Annotated in this window: 12 protein-coding genes; 9 read left to right on the top strand and 3 right to left on the bottom strand. The window is 48.9% G+C overall.

Features of this window, described 5'->3' with window-relative positions:
- The 8 genes from ilvB (at nucleotide 1) to leuB (ending at nucleotide 9,614) form a co-directional block, all read left to right on the top strand.
- Nucleotides 1-1,695 carry a biosynthetic-type acetolactate synthase large subunit gene (gene ilvB / locus G459_RS0103250; RefSeq protein WP_026966354.1) on the top strand — a complete coding sequence of 565 codons (1,695 nt, stop codon included), beginning with the start codon at nucleotides 1-3 and terminating at the stop codon, nucleotides 1,693-1,695.
- Between the two features lie 14 nt (nucleotides 1,696-1,709).
- Nucleotides 1,710-2,210, top strand: a complete 501-nt coding sequence (gene ilvN, locus G459_RS0103245; RefSeq protein WP_026966353.1) for an acetolactate synthase small subunit — start codon at nucleotides 1,710-1,712, stop codon at nucleotides 2,208-2,210.
- 100 nt (nucleotides 2,211-2,310) lie between these two features.
- The gene (ilvC, locus tag G459_RS0103240; protein ID WP_026966352.1) at nucleotides 2,311-3,354 is read left to right on the top strand and encodes a ketol-acid reductoisomerase; all 1,044 of its coding nucleotides are present in this window, start codon (nucleotides 2,311-2,313) and stop codon (nucleotides 3,352-3,354) included.
- 20 nt (nucleotides 3,355-3,374) lie between these two features.
- Nucleotides 3,375-4,883, top strand: a complete 1,509-nt coding sequence (locus G459_RS0103235; RefSeq protein ID WP_026966351.1) for a 2-isopropylmalate synthase — start codon at nucleotides 3,375-3,377, stop codon at nucleotides 4,881-4,883.
- Between the two features lie 2 nt (nucleotides 4,884-4,885).
- Nucleotides 4,886-6,292, top strand: a complete 1,407-nt coding sequence (gene leuC / locus G459_RS0103230) for a 3-isopropylmalate dehydratase large subunit (protein ID WP_026966350.1) — start codon at nucleotides 4,886-4,888, stop codon at nucleotides 6,290-6,292.
- A 96-nt stretch (nucleotides 6,293-6,388) separates the two neighbouring features.
- Entirely contained in the window at nucleotides 6,389-6,979 is a 591-nt protein-coding gene (gene leuD, locus G459_RS0103225; protein ID WP_026966349.1) for a 3-isopropylmalate dehydratase small subunit, read from the top strand.
- A 12-nt stretch (nucleotides 6,980-6,991) separates the two neighbouring features.
- Nucleotides 6,992-8,578: an alpha-isopropylmalate synthase regulatory domain-containing protein gene (locus G459_RS0103220; RefSeq protein WP_026966348.1), complete on the top strand. Its 1,587-nt coding sequence runs from the start codon at nucleotides 6,992-6,994 to the stop codon at nucleotides 8,576-8,578.
- Nucleotides 8,547-9,614: a 3-isopropylmalate dehydrogenase gene (gene leuB / locus G459_RS0103215; RefSeq protein WP_026966347.1), complete on the top strand. Its 1,068-nt coding sequence runs from the start codon at nucleotides 8,547-8,549 to the stop codon at nucleotides 9,612-9,614. Before G459_RS0103220 ends, leuB begins: the two co-directional genes overlap by 32 nt.
- A gap of 320 nt (nucleotides 9,615-9,934) precedes the next feature.
- Here leuB and G459_RS0103210 read toward each other — a convergent pair whose 3' ends face one another.
- A complete protein-coding gene (locus G459_RS0103210; protein WP_026966346.1) occupies nucleotides 9,935-10,519 on the bottom strand; it encodes a hypothetical protein in 585 nt (194 codons plus the stop codon).
- 180 nt (nucleotides 10,520-10,699) lie between these two features.
- Between G459_RS0103210 and G459_RS0103205 the strand changes: the two genes are divergently transcribed.
- Nucleotides 10,700-11,473: a tRNA pseudouridine synthase A gene (locus G459_RS0103205; RefSeq protein WP_026966345.1), complete on the top strand. Its 774-nt coding sequence runs from the start codon at nucleotides 10,700-10,702 to the stop codon at nucleotides 11,471-11,473.
- 134 nt (nucleotides 11,474-11,607) lie between these two features.
- On the opposite strand, the gene G459_RS0103195 is transcribed toward G459_RS0103205, so the two are convergent.
- Together G459_RS0103195 and G459_RS0103190 are read right to left on the bottom strand one after the other, a co-directional pair.
- Entirely contained in the window at nucleotides 11,608-12,105 is a 498-nt protein-coding gene (locus G459_RS0103195) for a GNAT family N-acetyltransferase (protein ID WP_026966344.1), read from the bottom strand.
- Nucleotides 12,106-12,207: 102 nt separating this feature from the next.
- Nucleotides 12,208-14,211 carry an alpha-ketoacid dehydrogenase subunit alpha/beta gene (locus tag G459_RS0103190; RefSeq protein ID WP_026966343.1) on the bottom strand — a complete coding sequence of 668 codons (2,004 nt, stop codon included), beginning with the start codon at nucleotides 14,209-14,211 and terminating at the stop codon, nucleotides 12,208-12,210.
- Nucleotides 14,212-14,692: the final 481 nt, after the last annotated feature.

Genomic DNA, 14,692 nt, shown 5'->3' with positions numbered 1-14,692 from the left:
ATGAAGGACATGATGATCAGAGGTGCGGACATAGTTGTTCGGTCACTTATCGCAGAGCAGGCCGAAGTTATTTTTGGCTATCCCGGTGGAGCAATCATGCCGGTGTATGATGCTCTCTATGATTACCATGATCAGGTCAAGCATGTCTTGACCCGCCATGAGCAAGGAGCGATCCACGCTGCTCAGGGCTACGCCCGTGTCTCTGGAAAAGTCGGTGTTTGTATCGCAACTTCTGGACCCGGGGCGACCAACCTGATCACGGGTCTTGCCGATGCCCAAATCGACAGCACGCCTTTGGTCTGTATCACAGGCCAGGTAGCGGCACATCTATTGGGGACTGATGCCTTTCAGGAAACTGACGTGGTGGGTATTTCTATGCCAGCCACCAAATGGAACATTCAAGTCCGAAGAGTTGAGGATATAGCGCCTGCGATCGCCAAAGGATTCTTCATAGCCCGTTCGGGAAGACCGGGGCCTGTGTTGATTGACATCACCAAGAACGCCCAGACTGATTTCGGCGAGTTTAACTATGTGCCTTGTCTGGGATTCAGATCCTTTAAGACCTACGTTGCAGTCGAGAAGACCAAGATTCAGCAAGCTGCCGAATTGATTAACAAGGCCGAGCGCCCTTATCTGCTATTTGGCCAGGGAGTTGTCTTGGGTAAAGCAGAAGCAGAACTGAAGTTTTTCCTTGAAAAGACAGGAATACCTGCCGCTTCAACGCTCTTGGGCTCCGGCGCACTTCCACAAGATCATCCAAACTATGTAGGAAAACTTGGGATGCACGGTAACTACGCTCCAAACATGCTCACCAATCAATGTGACGTTCTCATTGCTGTTGGGATGCGGTTTGACGATCGGGTGACTGGAGATCTGAAACGTTATGCAAAACAGGCCAAGGTCATCCATTTGGAGCTAGACCCAGCCGAAGTCAATAAGAATGTAAAGGTGGAAGTTGCCGTCATGGGCGACTGTCGCGAGAGCTTGTCTTTGCTGAATGAAGCAGTTGAAGGTAAAAAGCACGATTCCTGGATGGGCAGATTCCGTGAACTCGAGCAGCAAGAGAAGGCAGAGGTCGTTCAACACGACATCACTCCCACTAAAATGGGGCTGACCATGGGTGAAGTCATCCATCAGGTCAACCAGTACAAAGCCGACGATGCGGTGTTGGTGACTGACGTCGGGCAGCATCAGATGATCGCTTGGAGATATTTCAATTACAAAAGACCGAGAACTCAGGTGACTTCCGGAGGATTGGGGACAATGGGCTTTGCCCTTCCGGCAGCGCTTGGAGCACAGCTTCATGACTATTCCCGCCAGGTGATCTGTGTGGTCGGTGACGGGGGAATCCAGATGACGATTCAGGAGCTTGGCACCATCATGCAGACCAAAGCGCCAGTGAAAATTGTACTTTTGAATAACAACTATCTCGGAATGGTGCGCCAGTGGCAGCAGATGTTCTTTGACAAGCGCTATTCATTTACCGAATTGGACAATCCGGACTTTGTCAAGATTGCCGAAGCCTATAACATCAAATCTCAAAAAGTTTCTGATCGGGTTGACCTGAAGGAAGCCATCGAAGATATGTTTATCCATGACGGCCCATTCTTCTTGGAAGTGGTCGTCGAGAAGGAAGACAACGTGTTCCCGATGATCGCGACAGGCTGCTCGGTAGAAGAGGTCAGACTCAGCTAATTCAAACCTATCCTATGAAGCGTTACACCATTTTCGTCATCACCGAGAATTTCATCGGAATTCTCAACAGGATCACCATCATTTTTACCCGACGAGGGATCAATATTGATGCACTGACCGCCTCCGAAAGCCGCATTCCCGGCATTCATCGGATCACTATCGAGGTGACCGCCAACGAGGACACCGTCATCCAGCTCGTCAATCAGATCGAGAAAATCATCGACGTGATCAAGGCGTTTTACCATGAAGACGAAGGGGTCGTGTATCAGGAAATTGCGCTTTATAAAATCCCTGTTTCCCGTTTGGATGCGGGATTGGAGAAAATCATCCGTCAGCATAACGCAAAGATCATCGCTGCCGAGCCTGAGTTTGTGGTGCTGGAGCTTACCGGACACAAAGAGCAAACCCAAGAACTGCTCGAAATCCTCAAGGGCTACGGCTTGTCGGAATTTGCCAGATCCGGACGAGTGGCTGTCGCAAAGCGAATGCTCACCATCGAATCGTTTATCAAGTAAAAACTCAACTCAATAAATATCAAACTATTAAACCTAATATCATGAAATCGAGCAGCCAAGCGAGATTCCATATAGCCTTTAAAAATCAAACTATAAACTTATGAAATTAAAATTCGGATCAGTTGAAGAAAACGTAGTTACCAGGGATGAATTTCCATTGGAAAAAGCCCGTGAGGTGCTCAAGGAAGAAGTAATTGCTGTAATCGGTTACGGCGTGCAAGGCCCAGGTCAGGCGCTCAACCTGAAGGACAACGGCTTCAACGTGATCGTGGGCCAGAGAAAAGGCTCCAAAACTTGGGACAAAGCCGTTTCTGACGGATGGGTTCCGGGTGAAACCCTGTTTGAAATCGAAGAAGCGTGCGAAAAAGGCACGATTATTCAATTCCTGCTTTCTGATGCTGGTCAGATTACCCTTTGGCCAACCGTCAAAAAACACCTGACTCCAGGCAAAGCGCTTTACTTCTCTCACGGATTCGGCGTGACTTACAAGGAAAAAACCGGCATCATCCCTCCAGCTGACGTGGATGTGATCTTGGTAGCTCCAAAAGGTTCCGGAACTTCTCTGAGAAGAATGTTTGTAGAAGGCAGAGGCTTGAACTCTTCCTATGCAATCTTCCAGGATGGAACTGGCAAAGCCAAGGACCGTGTTGTTGCACTGGGTATCGGTGTAGGTTCAGGATATTTGTTCGAGACAGATTTCTACCGTGAGGTGACTTCCGATTTGACTGGCGAAAGAGGAACTTTGATGGGAGCCATCCAGGGGATTTTCGCAGCACAGTACGAAGTGTTGAGATCAAATGGCCACACGCCGTCTGAAGCGTTCAACGAGACCGTGGAAGAATTGACTCAGTCATTGATGCCATTGGTCGCTGAAAACGGCATGGATTGGATGTATGCAAACTGCTCAACTACTGCGCAGAGAGGTGCATTGGATTGGTGGAAACCCTTCCGTGATGCAACCAAGCCGGTTTTTGAAGCACTTTATGACTCCGTGAAAACTGGTCAGGAAGCTCAAAAGTCAATCGATTCCAACTCTAAGGCCGATTACAGAGAAAAGCTCGAGGCTGAATTGAAAGAATTGCGTGAGTCTGAAATGTGGCAGGCGGGTGCAGTCGTCCGTCAGTTGAGACCAGAAAATAATTAAAAACCCAAACCCCAGATATTATGAGTGAAAAGCTGTGGATTTTTGATACAACCCTGAGAGACGGGGAACAAGTGCCCGGGTGCCAGTTGAATACCCAGGAAAAGATCGTTGTTGCTCAAGCCCTCGAAGCGCTCGGCGTGGATATTATTGAGGCAGGCTTTCCGATTTCCAGCCCGGGGGATTTCCTCTCCGTTCAGGAGATTTCCAAAGCGGTTTCCAACCCGATCATTTGCGCACTTTCCCGTGCTGTAGAGAAAGATATCGAAGTCGCTGCCGCAGCACTCAAATATGCCAAAAAGGGGCGAATTCATACCGGAATCGGCGTTTCTCCTTTCCACATCCAATACAAACTCCGCTCTACCCCCGAGGACATCATTGCCCGGGGAGTAGCTGCGGTGAAGTTTGCAAAGCGATTTGTGGAAGATGTAGAGTTTTACGCAGAGGATGCCGGCCGTTCTGAGCCGGAGTTCCTTTGCAGAATCATCGAGGAAGTCATCAAGGCCGGAGCTACCGTAGTCAACATCCCCGACACCACTGGCTACTGCCTTCCGGAGCAATACGGCGCGATCATCGCGAGCTTGAAAAACAACGTACCAAACATCGACAAAGCCATCATTGCGACGCATTGCCACAACGACTTGGGAATGGCAACTGCCAATACCATCTCAGGAGTGCAGCACGGTGCCAGACAGGTAGAAGTCACGATCAACGGGATTGGCGAACGTGCCGGAAATACCTCCATGGAGGAAGTGGTGATGGCGATCAAATCGCACAAATCCATTCCGGTCTACACCGATATAGTCACTCCAAGGATCTACAAGACGAGCCGCTTGGTTTCCAAGCTGATGAATATGCCAGTACAGCCTAACAAGGCAATCGTGGGAAGAAATGCTTTCGCGCACTCTTCGGGCATCCATCAGGATGGGGTTTTGAAACACAGAGAAAACTACGAAATCATCGATCCGAAGGAAGTTGGGGTGGATGAATCAACCATCGTATTGACCGCTAGATCCGGCAGAGCTGCATTGAAGCATCACTTGGATGCTTTGGGAGCGGAGCTCGAGGGCGAGGAATTGCGCGTCGTATATGAAGCTTTCTTGGTTTTGGCAGATTCCAAGCGGGACATTGGCCGCAAGGATCTTCTGGAATTGGTTGGAAAGTACATGGACGAGTCCAACTTCATCGAGCTGGAGAACGTCAGCTATTCATCCAATGGAGAGATCAACGCTGAGGTGAGTTTGAAGATAGGAAACGAAAAGTACACCGCCACCTCCAGTGGAGTAGGGCCGGTAGATGCAGTTTTGAAATCCATTGAACAAATCGTCAAACCGCAGGTGGAACTGGAAGAGTTTCTCATTCAAGCCATCACACATGGCAGTGACGACGTGGCCAAAGTCCACATGCGTCTGATCAAATCGGACAAACCTTATTATGGTTTTGCCTCAAACAATGACATCGTTTTGGCCTCAGCGCAGGCCTTTGTCGATGCGCTCAACAAGATACCCGTCAAAGAATATGCGACTGCATAATTATGGAAAAGACAACATTATTTGATAAAATCTGGGACTCGCACGTGGTCAAATCCGTGCCAGCAGGCCCGGATGTTTTCTTCATCGATAAGCATTTTATCCATGAAGTGACCTCTCCCGTCGCTTTTCTCAACTTGGAGAAAAGAGGCATCGGAGTAAAGTACCCTGAGAAAACGATCGCTACTCCGGATCACAATGTCCCAACAGTAGACCAGGATCAGACCATCAAGGACAAACTGTCCCGAATGCAGGTCGAAAGACTGCGTGAAAACTGCAAGAAATACGGGATCGAATTGCATGACCTCGGTTCTGCCCATCATGGCATTGTGCACGTGATCGGACCTGAGCTGGGTGTGACCCAGCCGGGAATGACCATCGTATGCGGTGACTCTCACACTTCCACGCACGGAGCGTTTGGTGCCATTGCCTTTGGCATCGGTACTTCCGAAGTGGAGATGGTATTGGCTACCCAGTGCATTATGCAGTCCAAAGCGAAAAAAATGAGAATCTCTGTGGAAGGAGAGCTGGGCAAAGGCGTGACTTCCAAAGACATCATTCTATACATCATTGCTAAAATCTCCGCTGCCGGTGCGACCGGATACTTCGTGGAGTATGCGGGATCTGCCATCCGTAACCTCTCAATGGAAGCGAGAATGACCATCTGCAACATGTCCATCGAGATGGGCGCGCGTGGTGGCTTGATCGCTCCTGATGAGACTACTTTCAACTACCTCGAAGGGAAGCGATACACGCCAAAAGGCGAAGAGTGGGATAAGGCATTGGCTTATTGGAAAACACTCAAGACTGACGAAGGTGCTGTCTTTGACAAAGAATACCACTACGATGCTGCAGACATCGAGCCGATGATCACCTACGGTACCAATCCAGGTATGGGGATCAAGGTCGTGGGTAACATTCCGACGACCGAGGGAATGGAAGGCTCTAACAAGACTTCGTACCTCAAATCACTCGATTACATGGGCTTTGCTCCCGGAGAATCTGTAGAAGGAAAGCAAGTGGACTACGTATTTGTGGGTTCATGTACCAACGGCCGCATCGAAGACATCCGCTCTGTGGCTGAGTTTGTGAAAGGCAAAAGAAAGGCGGATAACATCACGGCCTGGATCGTACCGGGCTCGAGAGAAGTGGAAAAACAAGCGCATGCAGAAGGTTTGGTGAAAATCTTGGAAGACGCCGGATTTGAACTCCGTCAGCCGGGCTGCTCTGCTTGCCTAGCGATGAACGACGACAAGATCCCTTCTGGAAAATTGGCTGTCTCTACCTCAAACAGAAACTTTGAAGGTCGCCAAGGCCCGGGTGCACGCACCATGCTTGCATCTCCTTTGACGGTAGCCGCTGTAGCGATCACCGGCAGAGTCACCGATCCGAGGGAGGTTTTTGCAAACTAAAGCTGAGCATTGGGGGAACGGGAAGATGGGCGTGAAGACCTATCGACCTTGAAATCTTTCAATTTTCAAATTTTCCAATCTTTCAATCGAAAAAAAATGGCTTACGATAAATTTACAGTCCTACGCAGCACCGCGGTTCCGTTGCCTACCGAAAACGTGGACACCGATCAGATCATCCCTGCGCGATTCCTCAAAGCTACCGAGCGGGAGGGATTTGGCGACAACTTGTTCCGTGACTGGAGATACGATGTCGAGGGAAATCCAAAGAAGGATTTTGTCTTGAACGACTCCACCTACAGCGGTAAGATTCTGATTTCTGGCAGAAACTTCGGCTCTGGCTCCAGCCGCGAGCATGCCGTTTGGGCAATCTATGATTATGGCTTCCGTTGCGTGGTGTCCAGCTTTTTTGCAGATATCTTCAAAAATAACTGTCTGAATATCGGAGTGCTTCCGGTGACAGTTTCTGCAGAATTTGCCGACAAACTGTTCGCTGCGGTCCAAGCCGATCCGGCTACAGAGATCGAAGTGAGCATACCGGAGCAGAGGATCACTCTTCTTTCCACCGGAGAATCGGAGTCATTTGACATCAATGAATACAAGAAAGACAACATGCAAAATGGCTTCGACGACATCGACTATTTGCTGAATATGTCTTCCGAGATCGATGCTTTTGCAGCATCTAAATAATCTGCTTTCCAAATGGAGCCAAACAGAAGAATAGAAATCATGGATACCACGCTGAGGGATGGCGAACAGACCTCAGGTGTTTCCTTTTTGCCTTCGGAAAAACTCCAGATTGCCAAGCTTTTGCTCGAAGAGCTCAAAGTCGACCGGATCGAAGTCGCTTCCGCGCGCGTTTCCGAAGGAGAACTCGCCGGTGTTCAAAAGATCACCCATTGGGCAACGCAAAAAGGCTACTTGGATCGGGTGGAGGTTTTGGGCTTTGTTGACACGCCTGTTTCGGTTAATTGGATCGTGGAGGCTGGTGCCAAAGTGCTCAATCTCCTGACCAAAGGCTCCCTCAACCATCTGGTTCACCAGCTGAAAAAAACTCCCGAGCAGCACTTTTCAGAGATTGGGGAAAGCATTTCCTACGCTCAGGAAAAGGGAGTTGCCGTCAATGTCTACCTCGAAGACTGGTCAAACGGCATGCGCAATTCTCCGGAATATACGCTGAGCTTAATCGAGTTTTTGACCAGGCAACCGGTGAAGCGGATCATGCTTCCAGACACACTTGGCTTACTCTCTCCGGACGAAGTGAGAGATTTCTTCGATTTGATCGTGGGGAAATTCCCCGGTGTTCACTTTGATTTTCATGCGCACAACGATTACGATCTTTCTGTAGCCAACGTCATGGAAGGCATCCTTCATGGCGCTTCAGGCATTCACACCACCGTCAACGGATTGGGAGAAAGAGCCGGCAACGCGCCCCTGGAATCTGTGATTGCGGTGATCAAGGACTTTACAGATTTCCAGATCAACGTCCAGGAACAGAAGATTTTCCGCGTTTCCAAGTTGGTAGAGCAGTTTTCAGGACAGCATATTCCTGCAAACAAGCCGGTTGTGGGGGAGAATGTTTTCACCCAAACAGCCGGAATCCACGCCGACGGGGACAACAAGAAAAACCTCTATTTCAATGACCTGCTTCCAGAGCGTTTTGGCAGACAGCGAAAGTATGCCTTGGGCAAGACTTCCGGCAAGGCCAACATTCTCAAGAACCTTGAAGAGTTGGGACTTTCTCTTGAGAAAGACGAACTCGCACGCGTGACTCAGCGGATCATCGAGCTGGGCGACAAAAAAGAACGTGTGACCACGGAGGATTTGCCCTACATCATCTCCGATGTGCTGCAAAACAACTCGATCTCCAAGCACATCCACATCGAAGGCTATCACATGACCCATTCCAAGGGCCTGAAGCCATCCGTTCAGCTTCGTCTGAATGTCTATGGGAAATCGTATGATGCCAACGCCACCGGCGATGGGCAGTACGATTCCTTTATGAAGGCGCTGAAAAAGATCTATAAGTCTCTCAAAAAAGAGCTTCCAAAGCTGATCGATTATCATGTTTCCATTCCTCCAGGGGGGAAAACCGACGCCTTTGTGGAGACGGTGATCACTTGGGATTATGGCAAAATATTCAAAACCAAAGGGCTAGACCCTGATCAAACTGTGGCTGCGATGATGGCCACTGAGAAAATGCTCAACATCGTCGAATCTTTTAATCAAACCAATAAGAAAGAAGAATCCGCCTATTATGGAAATGAATATCGCGCTGTTGCCGGGTGACGGCATCGGTCCAGAAGTAGTGGCTCAGGCTGTGAAAGTCGTGAAAGCCATCGGTCAAAAATTCGGACATCAAATCACCTTCAAAGAAGGACTCGTTGGCGCTTGCGCGATCGATGCTACTGGAGATCCTTATCCAGACGCCACCCACGAGATCTGCGCATCATCCGATGCGGTTCTTTTTGGAGCAATTGGCGATCCGAAGTACGACAACGATCCCAAGGCCAAAGTACGCCCTGAGCAAGGTTTGCTGAGAATGCGTCAGAAATTGGGCTTGTTTGCTAACGTAAGACCAACCTTTACCTTTCCTTCTTTGGTGCACAAGTCTCCTTTGAAGCTGGACCGCGTGGATGGGGTGGATTTGGTTTTCTTCAGAGAATTGACTGGTGGGATCTACTTTGGTGAGCCGAGAGGTCGAAATGAGCAAGGAACCAAAGCATTTGACACTAATGTCTACAGCAAGGATGAGATCGTTCGTCTTGCAAGAATGGGCTTTGAAGCTGCGCAAAAAAGAAGAAAACTCCTGACCTGCGTGGACAAAGCCAACGTGATGGCAACTTCCAGACTTTGGAGAGAAACCGTGCAGGAACTGGCTCCTGAGTATCCAGACGTGAAAGTGGAGTACGAATTTGTAGATGCGGTGGCGATGCGACTGATCCAGTGGCCAAAGGCGTATGACGTCTTGATCACCGAGAACCTTTTTGGTGACATCCTGACTGACGAAGCTTCGGTGATTTCAGGCTCTATGGGCTTGATGCCATCTGCTTCCCTAGGTTCTAAGGTGAAGCTGTTCGAACCGATCCACGGTTCTTATCCACAGGCAGCTGGAAAAGATATTGCCAATCCACTTGGAACGGTACTTTCTGCGGCCATGATGTTTGACTACGGATTCGGCCTGAAAGAAGAATCTCAAGCGATCAGCGATGTGGTAAACCTGTCACTTGCCGAAGGATATGTGACTGAAGATATCGCCGACGGCGGTACCGCTTACAAAACCTCCGAAGTTGGAGATTGGCTGGCAGCGAAGATTTTAGCTTAATTCTACTAGCGTAAAATGTAAAAAACCACCTCAGGAATGGGGTGGTTTTTTTATTGATTTCAGGATGGATTCGATTTTAAGCAACCGATTGTTTGTATACCCTTTTTTCTTTTCCTTTTTTATAAGAAAGAAAACATATATACCAACTACTACGCAGGAAAGGATAAAAAATATGTAGACCTGAGTTGGGACACCTTCAACATGATGAGGTGTTGACGCCCAACTTTTACTTGGATTTAAATCATTTACGATCACTCTCTTTTTGTATTAAACCTCTAACAGATTAAACCTCATCAATCAATGGCCAACCCTTAACCCTTTCAATCCTTCGCCGGATTGATCATGATATGCGCACGATGCGTGCCCGGATCCATAATCCAGGGTAGTCCGGGGCCAGCGGGCTTGAGCGGCAGGCCGGTGCTTTCGGCAGTTGCCCAAGGAATGTACACCACGGACCGCATATAGCTGTTTTTCACCTCCCCGGTGGCCCAGTCGACATCGGCATTTTCCGCCGTCAGGACGTTCAGCAGACTCCCTTGGTCGGGGAGTGGCAGCTTTCCGCTTTTGGACTCGGCCTCCCGGATTTCAAAGATCTCCTGAAAGGTCTTTCCTTCCTTTTTCAGTTCCCAACCCCGCGCCATAAAAGGCTGCGCACTTTTGTGATAGGCCGATACGCTGAGCCCTTCGACTGCGGGATTGTCCGCCAGACAGACCAGCTCGTTGGTGCCTTGTTTCAACAGGACAATTTCACCCGCGTCGGCATATCCATAGACGGTGGCCTCTGCCTGTTGGTCTTCCGGGGCAGCCATCACGGCTAGTTTAAGTTGAACTTCCTTGCTTGGGGAAGTCTGGGCAGAGGCGGAAAATCCGGCGAAAATTGCCAGAATGCTAAGAAATATTTTCATGTGTTTATAGTTTGATTTTTTAAGGCCACATGGAATCTCGCATATTTTTATTAATCCAGTGTGTGACGGGTTTGTCTTGCTCGATTTCATAGTAAGAGTCTTTGGAACCCAATCAAGTTACGAACTCTCCAAGGGATTCAAAACCCTTGCGTAGTTTTCTGGATTGGAGCAAATTGCGGGATGCTTTCCCGGCCCTTTTCTTACTTGCTTTCTATTTCTTACTTCGGCGCCCGATTTAAGGGTTGGGCGAAGCAAACCGGCCAGCCGACCGTGGAGGGAAAGCTGGAGCGGGTCTTTCGGTTTGTGCTCGGACATGATGATTTTACGCTGATCGGTTCGAGTAGGACCGATTCGGGTGTGAGCTGTCGGTCAGGATTTGTTCAGATTTTCCTTCGGGAAAAGGAAGATCTCGAATCGCTCCTCCCTGAATTGAACCTAAGTCTCAGCGGAGAAATTGTCCTGAGCTCTGTCGTCGAGATCCCACGGGATTTCAATCTGATCCAATCGGTGGAACGGAAAACCTACCGTTATTTTTTCTCCGAGTCGCAGGACTTTCATCCTTTCGCTTCTGCTTTTTTGACAAAAGTCTCTGAAATCAACTCGCTGGAACAAATGCGGGAAAACGCCGGCTTATTTGTTGGAACGCATGATTTTAGAGCTTTTTGCAAAGCCTCCGAAAACAAGACGGATTATGTCCGGGAGGTCTTAGAGGCAAAAGTCTTCCTGACGACGGACTTTTTTGGTGGGTTTTTTCCGGAAAAAGTATTTTGCTTCGAAGTCACCGGAAGGGGTTTTTTGCATCATCAGGTGAGAAAGATGGTGAGTGCCATTTGGCATTTTTCCGCAGATCAGATCTGTGAAAGACTGGAAAAGCCCGAGGAACGCCGGGATCAGATTCCGACCGCTCAGGCGAATGGATTGGTACTATGGGAGACAGTGCTGGATAACCTTTGAGTGCGCCGCGGCGCACTCAAAGGTTTAAGGGAAAAATTACGTTTTTGTTGTCCAATGGCTGGGCAAAGTCAATGGAGCCCCAATGCTGCTTTCGGAAAAGCAGCATAACAAAAACCTTCGAGGTTTCTAAAACCTCAAACGTTGAGCTCCATCACCACATCGTCCATCACGTAACCGCCGCCGATGTCGATGACTTCCTTGTAAATCTCGACAAAACCCATCCTCATGTAAAAATCAATCGCCGGTTGATTGTGCTTGTTAACGTTAAGCAGGAGGCTTTTTTGCCCGGCTTGTCTCGCGCGATCCGCCACTTCGAGGATGAGTTTTTTGCCAAGTCCTTTTCCCTGTGCCTCCGGCAATAGGTAGATCTTGTGCAGTTTCGCCTTAGGAGAAGCGGCATAGTTGAGTTCGAAACCCGCAAATCCGAGTTCCAAGCCGTCTTCTTCAGCAATCAGAAAGGTATGACCTTTTTCGAGTTGTGACTCGAGGACAGTCAAGTCGTACATCAACTCGAGCATGTAAGTGATCTGCTCAGGACTGAGGATTTTGCCAAAAGTATCCGGCCACGTGCGGTGGGCGATGGACTGGACTTTGGTGAGTTCTTCTATAACTAATTGACGGATTTGAATCATTAACGATTTTTGATTTACGATTTACGACCAGAAAACGAACTGTTAAGACGAAAATCAAGTGGCTGCCTTCACTCAATTTTTCAGTCTTACAATTTTTCAATTTTAAAATTCAAGTAGTTCCTTCAATTTAACCTTAAACCGCTCCGTCGGCAAAAACTGCTTTTCCAGATTTGGAGCAAAAGGAACCGGGGTATCCAAACTTCCAACCCGCATTGCCGGGGCATCGAGATCTTGGAAGCAATGCTCCGAGATCCAAGCGCAGATTTCAGCTCCGATTCCACCGGTCAACGTGTCTTCCTGGAGGAAAATGACTTTCCCGGTCTTTTTCACAGTCGCCGCCACAGCTTCCTGATCCCAAGGCAAGAGCGTTCGGAGGTCGAGAATGTCAGCAGAAATCTCCATTTCCTCGACGGCCTTGATTGCCCAGTGGACCCCCATGCCATAGGTGATGATGGAGACTTGGCTTCCTTCTCTTGCCAAAGCAGCTTTGCCGACTTCCACCGTATAATACGCATCAGGGACTTGCCCCGAGATGGAGCGATAGAGCGTCTTGTGCTCAAAATAGAGGTAGGGATTTGGGTCTTCCAAGGCCGCGTTGAGCAGGCCTTTGGCGTCGTGCGGATTGGAGGGATAGACGATCTTCAAACCGGGAGTATGAAAAAACCAGGCCTCATTGGACTGTGAGTGAAAAGGTCCGCCGGCAGTTCCCGCGCCCGTAGGCATGCGAACAACCACATCTGCATTTTCTCCCCATCGGTAGTGAACCTTCGCCAGATTGTTGACAATCTGATTGAATCCCATCGTCACAAAATCCGCAAACTGCATCTCGACCATGGCTTTGTAACCTTTGAGCGAAAGTCCGAGCCCGGCTCCGAGGATCGCACTTTCGCAGAGCGGTGTATTCCGCACGCGATCCGCACCAAATTTCGCTTTGAAGCCCTCAGTGATCTTGAACACGCCTCCATATTCTCCGATGTCCTGTCCCATCAGGATGAGCTTGGGATACTTTTCCATCGATTGACGCAGTCCGTCACTGATCGCATCAATGAAGCGTTTTTCCGTTGAATCGCCCTTTGATTCGATGACTTGTTGAGAAAACGGAGCATAGACATCGGCCAGTTCTGTTTCGGGATTTGGCGTGATTGATTCTTCTGCGAAAGCGATTTCCAAGCTCTCATTAATCGCTTTTTTGACTCTAGAGTTGATTTCGTTCTTCGTCTTTTCATCCAAAACGTCGATGGATTCGAGATAGGCTTCATAATTATCCACAGGATCAAGTTGGCCCCATTCTTCCATCAAGTGCTTAGGCACATACTTAGTACCCGAGGCTTCTTCGTGTCCCCGCATCCGAAAAGTAATAGCTTCAACCAAGACCGGCCGTGGATTTTCCCGGATGTCTTCAGCCAAAGTTTTGATCACATCATAGACTTCCAGCACATTGTTTCCCTCTATCCGAACGGCCTCTATGCCATATCCTGGGCCTTTTTCGGTGAAATACTTGAATGCAAATTGCTCGTCACTCGGTGTGGAAAGTCCGTATCCGTTGTGCTCCACAACGAAAATCACGGGCAATTTCCAAACGGCCGCCACATTCAACCCCTCGTGAAAATCTCCTTCTGAACTTGCCCCATCTCCGGAGAAAACCAGCGTCACTTTCTTTTCTCCGGCGAGCTTATCCGCCAACGCAATCCCGTCCGCAATCGCCAGCTGTGGACCGAGGTGAGAAATCATTCCGACGATGTGATGGGCCTTGCTGCCAAAGTGAAAGGAACGATCCCGGCCTTTGGTGAAGCCTGACATCTTCCCCTGAAACTGTGCGAAAAGCCGCTCCAAAGGCATCTTTCGCCCCGTGAAAATCCCCAGGTTTCGGTGCATGGGAAGGATGAATTCGTCGTCGGCAAGTGCATTCACTGCGCCGATGGAAATCGCTTCCTGTCCCCAACCGCTAAACCATTTGGAGATTCTGCCTTGGCGGAGCAGAATCAGCATCTTCTCCTCGATCCGACGCGGTAGAATCAGGGATTCGTAGAGCTGGAGCAGCGTCTCGTCAGAGTAGTTTTTTCTCTCAAAAATCAGTCGTTGAGCGTTTGTCGTAGGAGATTCCATGGGGGTTGATTTGCAAATCCAAGGTACAGGAAGCCCCGAAATCGACAAAGTGTTTTTGAAAGCAAGACCGATGAAATCTTTTGAGAACATCGGTCGTCCGAGATCCATCATTTCCGCCTCTCCTGCATTGGCCCCGGCCGTAGCCGAGGCAAAAAATAAATGCAAGGAGTTAAAAAGTATTTGCTGTACGGTTCAAAATTAGAAAAACGATGGCGGCCCCGGCAGTAAGGAACGTTAAGGTTCTTTTATCAAAAGGTTACCTGGGTAATTTGAAGGTAATATTGAGAGTGCGAAGTGGTGTCGTTTCGAAAAATGAGATGCCCCAACAGGCCAGATTCTGAAAAGTTGTCGACAGAGTTTGAACTAGCGACGATTGTATTTACAGCATTCGATCCAGATCAACCTGCCAAAAATCTCGGCGAAATGTCGTTTTGGAGCGGATGACCCTGACTTCTTTTGTTTTCTTGGTTCTTATCCTTTG

This window comes from Algoriphagus terrigena DSM 22685, from assembly GCF_000429445.1.
Lineage (GTDB): Bacteria > Bacteroidota > Bacteroidia > Cytophagales > Cyclobacteriaceae > Algoriphagus > Algoriphagus terrigena.
The sequence above is the reverse complement of the archived record's forward strand: the minus strand, read 5'-3'. Positions and strand labels throughout refer to the sequence as shown.

What these genes read in the sequence shown, in the direction of transcription:
- G459_RS0103220 (WP_026966348.1), top strand. Translation starts at nt 6,992, where the DNA reads ATGGAGCCAAACAGAAGAATAGAAATCATGGATACCACGCTGAGGGAT.
- G459_RS0103205 (WP_026966345.1), top strand. Translation starts at nt 10,700, where the DNA reads ATGCTTTCCCGGCCCTTTTCTTACTTGCTTTCTATTTCTTACTTCGGC.
- ilvC (WP_026966352.1), top strand. Translation starts at nt 2,311, where the DNA reads ATGAAATTAAAATTCGGATCAGTTGAAGAAAACGTAGTTACCAGGGAT.
- leuB (WP_026966347.1), top strand. Translation starts at nt 8,547, where the DNA reads ATGGAAATGAATATCGCGCTGTTGCCGGGTGACGGCATCGGTCCAGAA.
- ilvB (WP_026966354.1), top strand. Translation starts at nt 1, where the DNA reads ATGAAGGACATGATGATCAGAGGTGCGGACATAGTTGTTCGGTCACTT.
- G459_RS0103195 (WP_026966344.1), bottom strand. Translation starts at nt 12,105, where the DNA reads ATGATTCAAATCCGTCAATTAGTTATAGAAGAACTCACCAAAGTCCAG.
- G459_RS0103190 (WP_026966343.1), bottom strand. Translation starts at nt 14,211, where the DNA reads ATGGAATCTCCTACGACAAACGCTCAACGACTGATTTTTGAGAGAAAA.
- leuC (WP_026966350.1), top strand. Translation starts at nt 4,886, where the DNA reads ATGGAAAAGACAACATTATTTGATAAAATCTGGGACTCGCACGTGGTC.
- leuD (WP_026966349.1), top strand. Translation starts at nt 6,389, where the DNA reads ATGGCTTACGATAAATTTACAGTCCTACGCAGCACCGCGGTTCCGTTG.
- G459_RS0103235 (WP_026966351.1), top strand. Translation starts at nt 3,375, where the DNA reads ATGAGTGAAAAGCTGTGGATTTTTGATACAACCCTGAGAGACGGGGAA.
- G459_RS0103210 (WP_026966346.1), bottom strand. Translation starts at nt 10,519, where the DNA reads ATGAAAATATTTCTTAGCATTCTGGCAATTTTCGCCGGATTTTCCGCC.
- ilvN (WP_026966353.1), top strand. Translation starts at nt 1,710, where the DNA reads ATGAAGCGTTACACCATTTTCGTCATCACCGAGAATTTCATCGGAATT.